Source organism: Pandoraea horticolens, assembly GCF_902459555.1.
GTDB lineage: Bacteria > Pseudomonadota > Gammaproteobacteria > Burkholderiales > Burkholderiaceae > Pandoraea > Pandoraea horticolens.
On sequence record NZ_CABPSM010000005.1, the window covers coordinates 202,764 to 214,710 of the forward strand.

Genomic DNA, 11,947 nt, shown 5'->3' on the forward strand with positions numbered 1-11,947 from the left:
ACCCAACGAAGTACACTAGGCGCTTTCGCGCTTTTGCAGGACGGCTTCATGAACGATTCACGTCCCGTCGTCGTTATCGGGGGCGGTTTGGTCGGCGTATGTACCGCCGCATATCTACAACGTGCCGGGCATTCGGTGGTGATCGTCGACCGGCAGTCGGCACGCCAGGCGGCATCGCTCGGCAATGCGGGCTGCATCAATGGCTCGTCGGTCGTCCCGATCGCGATGCCCGGCGTGCTGTGGCAGGTACCCGGCTGGCTGATGCAACCGGATGGCCCGCTGGTGTTGCGATGGCGCTATCTCCCGCGCATGTTGCCATGGCTCATGCGCTTCGTCGCAGCGAGCCAACCCGCTCGGGTTGCCGCACAAGCCCATGCGTTGCGCGCGCTGCTCGGCCCCGCGCTCGACGCCTATCAGCCCCTGCTCGACGATGCGGGAGCGAACGATCTGGTCATGCGTCGCGGCTATCTCATCGCTTACTCCAGCCCGAACGGCATGGCGGGTGACGAAAGCGGCATGGCGCTTCGCCGCGACAACGGTGTGCATATCGAGACGCTCGATGCGGCTGCGCTTCGGGAGTTCGAGCCGACGCTTTCTCATGACTTCGTCGGCGCGCGATACATCAGCGAGACAGGTCATACCAGCGATCCGGGTGCACTCCTGGCGCGTCTGACCGCACAAGTAGTCGCGCGAGGGGGGCGCGTCGTCGATGCGGGCGCCACGGCCATCGAGACCAATGGCGCACAGGCCGTCGCCGTGCATACCGACAAAGGACGCGAAGCCGCCAGTGCCGTGGTGATCTCGGCGGGGGCGTGGTCGGCACCCTTCGTGCGCCAGTTGGGAGACCGCATCGTCTTCGACACCGAGCGCGGCTATCACGTGGAAATTCCGGCACCGGACGAAATGCCGTCGCGCCCCGTCATGTGGGCTGAGGGCAAGTTGTTCGCCACACCGATGAACGGCCGCCTTCGTGGCGCGGGCACCGTGGAATTGGCGGGGCTGCAAGCGCCGCCGAACTGGCGGCGTGCCGATCTGCTACTGGGTCAACTGCACAAGATGTTTCCGCGCGCCGTGCAAGGCACGAAGTCGACGCAATCGGTCGACGGTGCGCGCTGGCGGGGCTTTCGCCCCAGCACCCCCGACTCGCTACCAGTGCTGGGCGCGGCGTCGAAAGTGCCGAATGCGTTTTATGCGTTCGGCCACGGTCACGTCGGCCTGACGGCCGCAGCGTCGACAGGTCGTACGATTGCCGGGCTGGTGGCCGGCGAACGGCCTGCCATCGACCTTTCGCCGTTCTCGATCGGACGCTTTCGCTGAAGAATGCGAATGCTGCAGGGCGCGCGCGGCGAAGGGGGGCCGAGCGCGCCGTCATGCAGCCTCGTACGCTCAACGCCCCCTCAAACCGTCAGGACTTGGCGACCGACGCGACGATGTCACACGAGCGCAGTCGCAACGCGGGATCGTAGACATCGGTCACGAGCATCAGCTCGTCAGCCTGCGTGCGTTCGACCAGATCGGACAACCCCGCTTTCACTCGCTCGGCCCCCCCTACGACGGACACGCCGAGGAATGCTTCCACCGAATGCTGTTCGGCCGGGTCCCAACGCTCGTCCATATCGTTCACGGGAGGCTGCAACTTCAGGCTTTGCCCGCGCATGAGCGCCAGAATCTTCTGTTGCGCCGACGTCGCGAGGAACGCCGCTTCCTCGTCGGTCGGCGCTGCCACGACCGGTACGCCGACCATCACGTAAGGCTTATCCAATACCGCAGACGGACGGAACAGCTCGCGATACAGACGTAGCGCATCGAACAGGAATCGCGGCGCGAAGTGCGACGCAAACGCGTACGGCAGCCCCAGATGTGCCGCGAGTTGCGCCGAGAACAGCGACGAGCCCAGCAACCACACAGGAATATCGCTGCCCGCACCGGGCGTAGCGACGAGCCGCTGCCCCGGCTGGGCCGGCGCGAGCAATGCACGCAATTCGGCGACCTGCTCCGGGAAGTCGTCGCCATTGGACAACCGATCACGACGCAGGGCGCGCATCGTCGCCTGATCGGCGCCGGGAGCGCGTCCCAGTCCCAGATCGATGCGTCCTGGATAGAGCGCGGCAAGGGTGCCGAAGTTCTCGGCGACCACCAGTGGCGGATGGTTCGGCAGCATCACCCCGCCCGATCCCACGCGAATACGTGAGGTCTTGTCCGCAATGTGACCGATCAGCAGGGCAGTCGCCGAACTCGCGATGCCATCCATGTTGTGGTGTTCCGCCAACCAGAAACGCTCGAAGCCCAGGCGCTCGACGTGCTGGGCCAGTTCCGTGGATTGTTTCAGGGCTTCGGCCACCGTGCCGCCGGCGCGTATCGGCACCAGATCCAGCATCGAGAGGGCCGTCTTCGACAAACTGCTCATGGGATTCTCCATTGTCCTGCGCGCGCTCCCTTCCGGCTGTCGGGGCCACAAGGCCCTCTCACTTCGGATGACGCGCACTACCGGCACAAAGTATAGTGACGAAGGGCAAAAATCCCCAGTAGGCACTCTTTAGTTGAATAGTCACCAATTGGTTACCATGAGCAAACCCGAACCGTTCGTTTTCGAAGAAACTTGCGTGCCGCGTCGCGTGCTGGAACTCTTCAGCGTGAAGTGGACGAGCATGGTGCTGTACGCGTTGCAGTGCGGCACCACGCGCACGGGAGAGTTACAGCGCCGCTTGCCGGGGATCTCAAAGAAGATGCTCACGCAGACATTGCGCGAACTCGAGCGCGACGGGCTGATTCATCGCGAGGTCTACGCCGTCGTGCCGCCCAAGGTGGAGTATTCGCTCACGCCACTCGGCGAGTTGTTCATCGAGCCCATCGAGATGCTGTACCGCTGGGGCAATCAACACGCCGACGTGCTTGCCCAACTGAGCCTTCGTCGCGGCAAACCAGCGCAGACTGACGACGCCGCCGACGACGATATCGACATGACGCCATCCCCGGCCTCCACAGGCACATCGCGCGCCGCCTGAACCGGCACGAACGTTCGCTCTGTCGGCTCGCCTGGCCAGCACGTTCTGAGCACCGCGACTGAGGCCCCCCACAAGCAGAACGGGCCGGCAAATTGCCGGCCCGCTGCCTAACTTCGGTCTCGCTATCGTCGCGTCTTCAGCGATCGAGCAAGCGTCCCAGACGCATCATCGTGACATTCACACCGAGATGGCGCATCGACGGCTGCACGATCACACAGTTGTCGTAGGGCGTGACAATGACTTCGTCGCCATCGCGGGCAATCTCCGTCCCAGCCTTCTCGATCACTTCCAGGCCGGTGAACGGCTGTGAGAAACGGAAGTTCATCGAGCGCGCCACCACCGGCTGCGTGATCTCCACGAACTTCTGACGTGCGGGCAACGCTTGCGCGAGGAACGACGCCACATCGGCCTCGGCCACGACACCTGCGTGCAACAGGAACCGGGCGGCACTGTCGAGCGCCACGTCGCACGCGCTCTTGGCGAAGTGCTGACCGGTTTCGATGAGCAGGGCGTTCTTCGGGCTGGCCGGATCGCCGAAGCCGCCGTAGTCGCGCATACGTGTGCCGTTCGCATGGCCCTTGTCGATGATGACGTGCTCCGGCGTGCCGAGTTCAGCGGCCAGTGCAATCGCCTTCTCGAGCGGCCCGGTCATCATCAACGGCGCGGAGGCTTCGTGCATCGAGTGGATGTCGAGCAGCAGATCAACCGTATCGATGAACGGGCGCATGGCGCGCGCGCGCAACAACTCTCGGCTCTGGCGCTCGCCGTCGAGCGTCGACGGCGTCCAGACGCGGTTCATATCTTCGTCGAGGAAGCGGGTGGCGTCGGCGTTCTCGGCGCTGAATTGCTCGTACGCATCGATATTGCCGAAGCCCAACGACAGGCGCCCTGCCGTGGGGCGCATGCCGGCCGCGAGCAGCGCGTCGACGGCAATGGCGCCGCTCACTTCGTTGCCGTGCGTGAGCGCGAGAATCATCACGTGTTTGCCCGGCTTTCCGCTATCGAACGAGTGCAGAAAGTCAATGCCGGTATTGCCTTCGCGCCAGCGGTTGATGTCGGGAAACGAGACTTCGATGGGGTACGCCGGCAGGGCGGCGCGAATCGCTTCGAGCGTGGTCATGAAAAATGCTCCGCAAGGGATGCCGAAAAAAGGAGACGACGCTGCTGTAGGGGACAGCAGACGTCGTCGTTACGGCGAAAATCAGGTCATCGGATGAGGATGAGATGCATTGTTGGCGGTTCGCCAGCGGCGTCGATCAGGCCTTCGACGCGCGGGTCGAGCCATGCTGTGCGATACCGGCGATCTTGCCGGCGCGCACACGGCGGCCCAGCGAAATCACGGCGGAAATACTGAGCACGGCGGTCGCCATCACGTAGAAGCTCGGTGCGAGCTTGTTCTGCGTAGCGTCGATGAGCCAGGTCACGATAAGCGGCGCGAAACCGCCAAACAGCGTTACCGAGAAGTTGTACGACAGTGCCAGCCCCGTGCCACGCGTGCTCGTCGGGAAAATATCCGCCAGCAGTGCAGGCAGCGGCGCGAGGCTCACGGCAATGAGAAGCCCCACGAGCGCTTGCACCATGAGCAGCGTCTGGAAGGTCGGATAGCGGTTGAGCAGCACGAACAGCGGGTAGGTTGTCACGCCCACGAGAATCAGCGCCCAGAGCATCACGCGAATACGGCCGAACTTGTCCGAGAGATGGCCGACGACAGGTGCGGCGATCATCAGCATCACGCCGGTGACAACAGCGCCGATGAACGACGACGTCGCCGGAATATGCAGTTGCTTGACGGCATACGTCGGCATGTACAGCTTGTGAACGTAGTTGAATGCGGTCGCTGCGGCAACGACGCCGGCGCCGAGCAGCATATTGGCGCGATCGCGGCCGAAGACTTCGCGCAGTGGCGACTTTTCGCGCTGCTTTTCGCCAAGTTTCTTGAAATCGGCCGTTTCGTCGATGTTGCGGCGAATGTAAAGACCGACCGGGCCGATGAGCAGACCCACGGCGAACGCGATACGCCATCCCCATGCGCTGAGTTGGTCGGCCGTGAGCAGCATGCTCAGCAAGGCGGAAACTCCGGCGGCGAGCACCGTGGCGAGGCCTTGCGTGGACATTTGCCAGCTGGCAAAGAAGCCGCGGCGCTTGGCATCGGCGTGCTCGACCATGAAGGCCGTGGCGGCACCGAATTCACCGCCCGTAGAGAAGCCTTGCAGCATACGCGCGACGATAATGATGAGCGGGGAGGCAATGCCGATCTGCGCGTAGGTCGGGGCGAACGCGATCATGGCGGTGCCGAGCATCATCAGGGCGATGGACACCGTGAGCGACGCCTTGCGACCCGCGCGGTCAGCGTAGCTGCCGAGGATAATCGAGCCCAGCGGGCGCGTCACGAACGAGATACCGAAGGTGCCCACTGAGAGCAGCAGCGACGTGGTCGCGTCATGCGACGGGAAGAACAACTGGCCGATCACGATGGCGAAGTAGCCATAGATCAGCAGATCGTAGAACTCGAGTGCGTTGCCGATACTCGCTGCGCAGATCTCGCGCCACGGGTTGTGGGGTTTGATGTTACTGGTCATGCCCTGCTCCTCTGGATCGCTGGCGTTGGGGATCAATGTGTGGCGGCCACGCGATACGCGCTCAAAACGCGCCGAGGCCACCGGCCAGTCTCAGGAAGCGGAGTGTAGGCGGGAGAAAATCGGGCTTCGTGCCGATTCGGCACGCAAAGGTGCTGATTGAGGGAGGGCGGCGCGCGCGTTTGATGCAAAACAATGAACTCCGTCACGGAACAATTAACGCCGTAACGTGGCAGCCCCTCGTTGCTGCGCATCAATTTTCATCACGTATCGTTATGGACAGATTTCGACACAATCCTCGCCCCTCCGAGTCGTCGCTGATGCATATCTGCGTCTGGGTTGGGTACTGAGGAATAGGCAATTTTCGGCTCCCGACCCAAGGCGGAAGCTCGATTGGTCGATTACTATGTCCGATAAAAGCTTGATTACTGCCGTCAGTGACATGGCTTACGGTTGGCAGCTATCTAACAGTTGCGGTCCTTGGCGCCTATGGATTCGGTGCACAGAACCCAATCGCACAACGCGTTGCCAGTCAGCCTTCAGCGCTTGCCCGCCAAGCCTCAAAGCCATCGAGTGTGAGGCCACACATGTTGAGGACAAACGCTTCCCCGAAGAGCACCAAAGAGATGTAGACGGCATAGAGGTTGTTGGCCTTGTCAATTAGCCTCAGAAGCAGTTCATATTCGTGGAGAAGCTCATGGTGTTCGTCGTCATCTGAGAAGGCCTTATCTGGTGAGTACAATTGCCGGCGGGCGACTGGCCAGCTTGAATGAGTCGAGATGCCAGTACCTCTAGGCCGCCCTTTCCGACAAAGCGGGCAACGACGCGCTCCTCAGAAGAGGTTGCTATTGGGAATATCAACCTTACTTGAGATCGACCCAGCAGCGTCTGGATGAGCGCCAACGCAGACGCCCGCTCCCGTGTCCGCGTAAACCTGAATGCGCGTGCCTGACTTCAGATGAAAACCATCTAGCGGGACGACGTGCCCACGCTTGTTCGGGACGAGAGTGCTGAAACGGCGTTCCTTGAAGTATAGGGAGCCGAGGATCGGCTTCTCAACCTCGCGCGCCAAGTAGTTGTTGCAACCGTCGCAGACGACGCCAGGCTTGAGCACATGCTCGGTATTTCCCAAGGACTCAGGCACGATGTGCTCTCTGGACCGTGAGGTTGACGAGTCGGCTTTGTAAAAGAAGCAACGCAGTTTTCTCTCCTTCGACACTCGGCCATTGGCGGTAGACGCCTGCACCTTTCGATAGCCGTTTCAACCAGATCTCCACCTCCCGGGCGGTTGGCGAATCGAGAGTCTTCATAAACTCGGCTAGCTCCTCCTCAGCCCGACTCGTGTCCTGCCTTGCATGCAGACGCTCAGCAGGACTCTCGCGCTGGCAAAACTGCCTGCGTGGCTCGCGGCCATGCGTCAGCGCCTACTCGAATGCACCATACAAAAACAAAAACGGCCCGGAAGATGTTGCCCCCGAGCCGTCAAAGCCAGACCCTCGAAATATACCGTTCGATTCCTCAAAAAATCGCTTCACTGAACGGCATTACTCCTTAGCCGCCAGCTTATGCCCGTCCACAAAAATGCGGACAGGCTCAGTTATTTGCTCCACCACTCAAAAAGCGCACCCACCCCGCCAACTGCCCCACCGATAAGTGTTCCTGCCACCGATCCGATAACGGCACCACCTACGGCGCCAATTGAGCCGCCAATTACGGCGCCGCCGACGGCACCTACACCTGCACCGATACCCCAGCCCGACACCGTGCCTGTAGCAATAGCGTCAGTAACGCCTGCACCAGAAACAAGTTCAACTTCATTGAGAGAAAGAGTTCGCATACGATGCCCCTTTATTCAAGCCAATGAATGCCGCCATATTTAGCAGCGCCTACTGCTCCTGTCTTTGGGTAATTTCCGCTGGGAATCGGTTTGAAATTTTTTGGCTTTCCCTGTTGGGATGCTTCCAAGTTAAACGTCGATAATTTACTTGCTGGGTTGACTCTATAATGTGCCCCGCAATCATCGCTTCGATGACGCGAACATGATAATTGCGTGAGTTTCTCCTGAAATTTTGCCCTCCACACGGCCGTGTCGGCATCGCTCCACATTCCATCGGAAATCCTCCTGAAAGCAGGGCCTCCTTTGAGATTTGATCGGAACTTTCCGGAAAGTATAAAAATGGAGTCATACTGACCTTTCCCCTCTGAAGGGTCCCACTGTAAAGCTAGTGGCAAGGCCGCAGGAGAAGCCTTGTCATGAAGAAATCGCGGTTCAGTGAAGAGCAGATTATCGGGATGCGGAAGGAAGCCGATAAAAGATATGAAGGTCGCGGACCTGTGCCGCAAGCACGGCATATCGGACGCGACGTTCTATATATACGGACTGTCCTAGATAGCAAGTTGATGTTTTGATGAGCACGGGAGTCGATTGCGTACATATATCCGGCGTCATGGGTAAGCCCTGCGCCTAACTGGAAATCCGCACGAACAGGCCTCAACAACTGGAAGACCTCAAGGGCTGTTATAAAAATCAGGTTCCCTGTTCGCCGAATCGACCGGTGTGCCACTGTCAATCATCAACGCATCGTCGGCTGGCCTGAGGCGAGTATGGCCCAGAAGGTACGAGCCATCTTGTTAGCCATTGCGACGATCACACGATTTGCGCCACGCCGCGCTTGAAGCGCCAAGGCCCAGGCCCAGGCATGCTTGCCGTGACGCACGTCATCTGGCCGGTGGTGAGCGGCGTTTTTTTGTTCTTTATTGCGCTCTACAGCCTGCCGACGTTCGATTGGGTGACGAACACCGTTGGAATGGGCGGGATCGCTATCGGCGTGATCCCGCTCATGTTGAATCGAAAAAGATCTGGGGCGCCCGTGCGGTGTGACCTCAGGCGAACCTCTCCTTGAGGAACGCCACGATATCGGGGGTTGCGGCGGCGGCCACCCTCGACGCGGTCGCCGGATCGATCCCCATGCGTCCCGCGAGAGATTCGGCCACACGTCCGGTCAGCACCCCGGCGCCGCCACCCTCGAGTGACTTGAAGAAGCCATCGCCCCGCACCAAACCAGCAGCAAACCCTACGAAGAAGCTCTTTCCGGCGTGACCGCCCATCAAGCCGCCGCTCTGTTCCTGCGATCCGTAACGAGTCGCGGCGCAGGAATTTCACGGCGTTACATGAGACGAAAAGCGGGCATCGGCACCCGCGCTGACCGTCTCAACTTCAATGCGTCAGGAAATCGAGGACCATGCGATTGAACGCGTCGGCGTGCTCCCACTGCACCCAGTGACCGCAGCGATTGAACACGTGCAACTGGGCGTTGGGCAGCCCCGCCAGCAGGCGCAGACCGACGTCCATCGGAACGAAGCGGTCTTCGCGTCCCCAGACGATCAACGTCGGCGCAGCGATTTCGCCAAGACGTGCGCCGTAGTCCGTGAACTGCTTCGGGTTCGCCGCGAGGCTCTTCACGAAGTTCTCGAGATGCTCGCGAGACGCGAGCATGTTGTCTAGCCGCGCCTGCATCAGATCGTCGGTGATCGCGCTGGCATCGAAGACGAACACATTCATCATGCGCTTCAGATTCTCAATGGTCGGCTCCTTGTACAAGCCGTTGAGCAGCTTGATGCCTTCGGTCGGCATTGCCACGAACTGGCTCGGACCGCCAGTGCCGCCGCCCATCAAAATCAGCTTGCCGACGCGCGCCGGGTTCGACAACGCAAATGCCACCGTGCCGTGACCGCCCATCGAATTGCCGATGATGTGCACTCGCTGGATGTCCAGCTCGTCGAGCACGGCCTTAAGCACACGGGCGTTGAGCTCCGAACGCGATCCGTTGTTGACCACGGGATCGCTCTTGCCCCAGCCAGGGCAGTCGACGAGCAGCACGCGATAACCGGCGTCGACCAACGGTTCGACGTTACGGTTGAAATTGGCCCAGCCCGTGGCGCCGGGCCCCGAGCCGTGCAGCATCACGACCGTCTCCGTACCGCTGCCGGTGTCGTTGTAATGAATGCGAAACACGGTGTCCGCGTCGCGAATGGTGACGAAGCGGCTCGTCGACGCTTCAGTGATTGCCGTCATGATGACCCTTCCTTATCAGAATCTGAGAATCTGAGAATCCGAGACTCAGAAATTCAAGAATTCAAAACCTGTAAATTGCAAACTCCGGAAACGCGTATTTAACGTCCCGGCTGAACTACGCCCGCCACGATGCGCGGCTCGAACGTGCCCACGACGGTCAATGCGGAGATGGCGGCGATCACGATCAGTGGAATGCTCGACGACACGAGCATCGACGCACTCTGCCCCAACGCAAACAATTGCCCCGCGATCAGCGGTCCGAGAATCGAGCCAAGCCGGCCGATCGCCACCGCTGCGCCGACACCCGTTCCGCGAACTTCTGTGGGATACGCCTGTCCCGCCATCGAATACAGCACCGACTGTCCGCCCACGAGAAACAGGCCACAGAAGAACGCACCGCAAGCCATCGTCAACGCACCGATGGCACTCGACAGCCCAGCCAGCGACAACGCAATGCCGAGATACATGCCGATCACCGTCAGGCGCGGCGAAAAGCGGTCCATCACGTTCGAAATGCCGATTGCACCGAGGCCGCCACCGATGTTGAACATCATGATCGCCACGCCCGCCTGTTCGCGGGACAACCCGTTGGCCACGACCATCGACGGCAGCCAGTTCATCAGGAAATACAGCACGATCAGCGTGCCGAGATAGCTGACCCACAGCGCGATGGTCCTGCGCGTGCGGTCTTCCTTCCACAGCGCGTGCGTTACACCGGGTGTGACGCTCGATGTCCGTGCGAGTCGCGTTTCGACGAATTGCGCGGACTCGCGCAGGCACAGGCCAAGCAACGGCACCATCAGCAACGGACCGAAGCCGCCGACGTAGAACACATGACGCCATCCCTCCTCGCTCGGGCTGACGATGCCGATGACGGCCGCGAGTGCCGCACCGAACGGCATACCGCAATACATCGCGCCCACGGCGCTGTTGCGATGCCCCTGCGGCGCCGCTTCGGCACACAGCGCGATGAGGTTGGGCATGGCAGCGCCAAGGCCTAGACCGGTGAGAAAGCGCGCCGTCAGCAGCGATTCGAAACTCCACACGTGTGCCGTGAGGAGCGAAAAGATGCCGAACAACGCGACAGACAACGTCAGCACGTATTTGCGCCCCCAGCGATCGGCCAGCCGTCCGCCTAGCGCCGCGCCCGGCAGCAGTCCGATGGCGCCGGCGCTGAACGCCCACCCCATCTGCGCCACGCTCAGACCGAACTCCTTTGCGATGCGCGGTGCTGCCACGCCAGCCGATTGCAGATCGAGGCCTTCGAGCAATGCGATGGCCAGACACAAACCGATCGTCGCGAGGCTTCCCTTCGAGGCCACAACGCCTTGGGATGATGTGTTCATTGCTAAGTCTCCAGATTCACGAAGTCCGCTCTTGATGGCGGTCATGGTGTCGATGGCGAAGTCACCCCGATTGCGGGGGATGCCGGTGTTGCCCTGTAACGCTGATGGATCGGATATCTGACGCGACCTGCCTCACGCAAAGACGGCATGCACGCTGCCCAGTCCCTCGATCTCGGTGACGAACGTGCCGGCTTCCGTGACGGGCACCATCGGCCCAAGCGCACCGGTGAGCACGACTTCGCCCGCACGCAGTGGCGTGCCGAGCTGTGCCATGCGATCCGCGAGCCAGACGGCGGCATTGAGCGGATTGCCGAGGCATGCCGCGCCGTTGCCGCGCGACAACACCTCGCCGTCGCGCGAAATGGTCATCGCGCAGGCCGTGAGATCTACGTCCGAGAGCTTCACGGGGCGGCTTCCGAGTACGAACAGCGCGCTCGACGCGTTGTCGGCCACGGTATCGACGAAGCGGATATTCCACTGCTCGATGCGACTGTCGACGACTTCCACGGCCGCCACGACGTAGGCGCTCGCGCGAAGAATGTCTGCGAATGTGTGCTTCTCGTACGTCAGGTCACGCTCAAGTACAAGCGCGATTTCAGCTTCGACCTTCGGCTGGATAAGGCTGGCAAGCGGCATCGGCTGCGCATCGCCGTATGCCATGCTCGCGAACAGCGCGCCGAAGTCGGGCCGGTCCACGCCAAGTTGCTTTTGCACGGCCAGCGACGTCAGGCCGATCTTGCGACCGACAATGCGCTCGCCATTGGCCACTCGCGCGTCGACATTGCGCTGCTGCACCGCATAGGCGGTGGCCATGTCGTCGAGTGCGATCTCGCCGCGCACGGGCGCAATGGCTTGACGTGAGGCTTCCGCCTGACGAAGACGGTCAGCAAGCGTTTGAATCATTTGGACATTCAACATCGGGAAATCCTCTTGTTTGGTCCCGTT

Annotated in this window: 11 protein-coding genes and 3 pseudogenes; 4 read left to right on the forward strand and 10 right to left on the reverse strand. The window is 61.2% G+C overall.

The window, feature by feature from the left end:
• The first annotated feature begins 48 nt into the window (after window positions 1–48).
• Window positions 49–1,317: an NAD(P)/FAD-dependent oxidoreductase gene (locus PHO31112_RS10955; RefSeq protein ID WP_150620532.1), complete on the forward strand. Its 1,269-nt coding sequence runs from the start codon at window positions 49–51 to the stop codon at window positions 1,315–1,317.
• 88 nt (window positions 1,318–1,405) lie between these two features.
• Here the strand turns inward: PHO31112_RS10955 and PHO31112_RS10960 are convergent, their stop codons facing one another.
• On the reverse strand, window positions 1,406–2,407 hold the full coding sequence (locus PHO31112_RS10960) for an LLM class flavin-dependent oxidoreductase (RefSeq protein ID WP_150620533.1): 1,002 nt from the start codon (window positions 2,405–2,407) through the stop codon (window positions 1,406–1,408).
• Between the two features lie 157 nt (window positions 2,408–2,564).
• On the opposite strand from PHO31112_RS10960, the gene PHO31112_RS10965 reads away from it, so the two are divergent.
• Window positions 2,565–3,005 carry a winged helix-turn-helix transcriptional regulator gene (locus PHO31112_RS10965; protein ID WP_174995678.1) on the forward strand — a complete coding sequence of 147 codons (441 nt, stop codon included), beginning with the start codon at window positions 2,565–2,567 and terminating at the stop codon, window positions 3,003–3,005.
• A 136-nt stretch (window positions 3,006–3,141) separates the two neighbouring features.
• Here the strand turns inward: PHO31112_RS10965 and PHO31112_RS10970 are convergent, their stop codons facing one another.
• The 4 genes from PHO31112_RS10970 to PHO31112_RS10985 form a co-directional block, all read right to left on the reverse strand.
• Window positions 3,142–4,125, reverse strand: coding sequence for a M14 family metallopeptidase (locus PHO31112_RS10970; RefSeq protein ID WP_150620534.1), 984 nt, complete (start codon window positions 4,123–4,125; stop codon window positions 3,142–3,144).
• Between the two features lie 136 nt (window positions 4,126–4,261).
• A complete protein-coding gene (locus tag PHO31112_RS10975) occupies window positions 4,262–5,584 on the reverse strand; it encodes an MFS transporter (RefSeq protein ID WP_150620535.1) in 1,323 nt (440 codons plus the stop codon).
• 829 nt (window positions 5,585–6,413) lie between these two features.
• Window positions 6,414–6,827 carry an HNH endonuclease gene (locus PHO31112_RS10980; RefSeq protein ID WP_150620536.1) on the reverse strand — a complete coding sequence of 138 codons (414 nt, stop codon included), beginning with the start codon at window positions 6,825–6,827 and terminating at the stop codon, window positions 6,414–6,416.
• A 351-nt stretch (window positions 6,828–7,178) separates the two neighbouring features.
• Window positions 7,179–7,418 (reverse strand): hypothetical protein, encoded by a 240-nt coding sequence (locus PHO31112_RS10985; protein WP_150620537.1) that lies wholly within the window; start codon window positions 7,416–7,418, stop codon window positions 7,179–7,181.
• A gap of 416 nt (window positions 7,419–7,834) precedes the next feature.
• On the opposite strand from PHO31112_RS10985, the pseudogene PHO31112_RS10990 reads away from it, so the two are divergent.
• Window positions 7,835–7,952, forward strand: a pseudogene (locus PHO31112_RS10990) (transposase); the annotation flags it as partial.
• Window positions 7,953–8,154: 202 nt separating this feature from the next.
• On the opposite strand, the pseudogene PHO31112_RS10995 reads toward PHO31112_RS10990, so the two are convergent.
• Window positions 8,155–8,271: pseudogene (locus PHO31112_RS10995) on the reverse strand (IS110 family transposase); the annotation flags it as partial.
• Window positions 8,272–8,286: 15 nt separating this feature from the next.
• On the opposite strand from PHO31112_RS10995, the pseudogene PHO31112_RS27550 reads away from it, so the two are divergent.
• Window positions 8,287–8,484 (forward strand): annotated as a pseudogene (locus PHO31112_RS27550) (hypothetical protein); the annotation flags it as partial.
• Here the strand turns inward: PHO31112_RS27550 and PHO31112_RS11005 are convergent.
• The 4 genes from PHO31112_RS11005 to mhpD form a co-directional block, all read right to left on the reverse strand.
• Complete coding sequence (locus PHO31112_RS11005) at window positions 8,465–8,692, reverse strand: hypothetical protein (RefSeq protein WP_246178029.1); 228 nt, start codon at window positions 8,690–8,692, stop codon at window positions 8,465–8,467. The pseudogene PHO31112_RS27550 and the gene PHO31112_RS11005 overlap by 20 nt on opposite strands.
• Before the next feature lie 106 nt (window positions 8,693–8,798).
• Window positions 8,799–9,656: an alpha/beta fold hydrolase gene (locus tag PHO31112_RS11010; RefSeq protein WP_150620538.1), complete on the reverse strand. Its 858-nt coding sequence runs from the start codon at window positions 9,654–9,656 to the stop codon at window positions 8,799–8,801.
• 98 nt (window positions 9,657–9,754) lie between these two features.
• Entirely contained in the window at window positions 9,755–11,002 is a 1,248-nt protein-coding gene (gene mhpT, locus PHO31112_RS11015; protein ID WP_150620539.1) for a 3-(3-hydroxy-phenyl)propionate transporter MhpT, read from the reverse strand.
• 132 nt (window positions 11,003–11,134) lie between these two features.
• Window positions 11,135–11,920, reverse strand: a complete 786-nt coding sequence (gene mhpD / locus PHO31112_RS11020; RefSeq protein ID WP_150620540.1) for a 2-keto-4-pentenoate hydratase — start codon at window positions 11,918–11,920, stop codon at window positions 11,135–11,137.
• Window positions 11,921–11,947 lie beyond the last annotated feature (27 nt).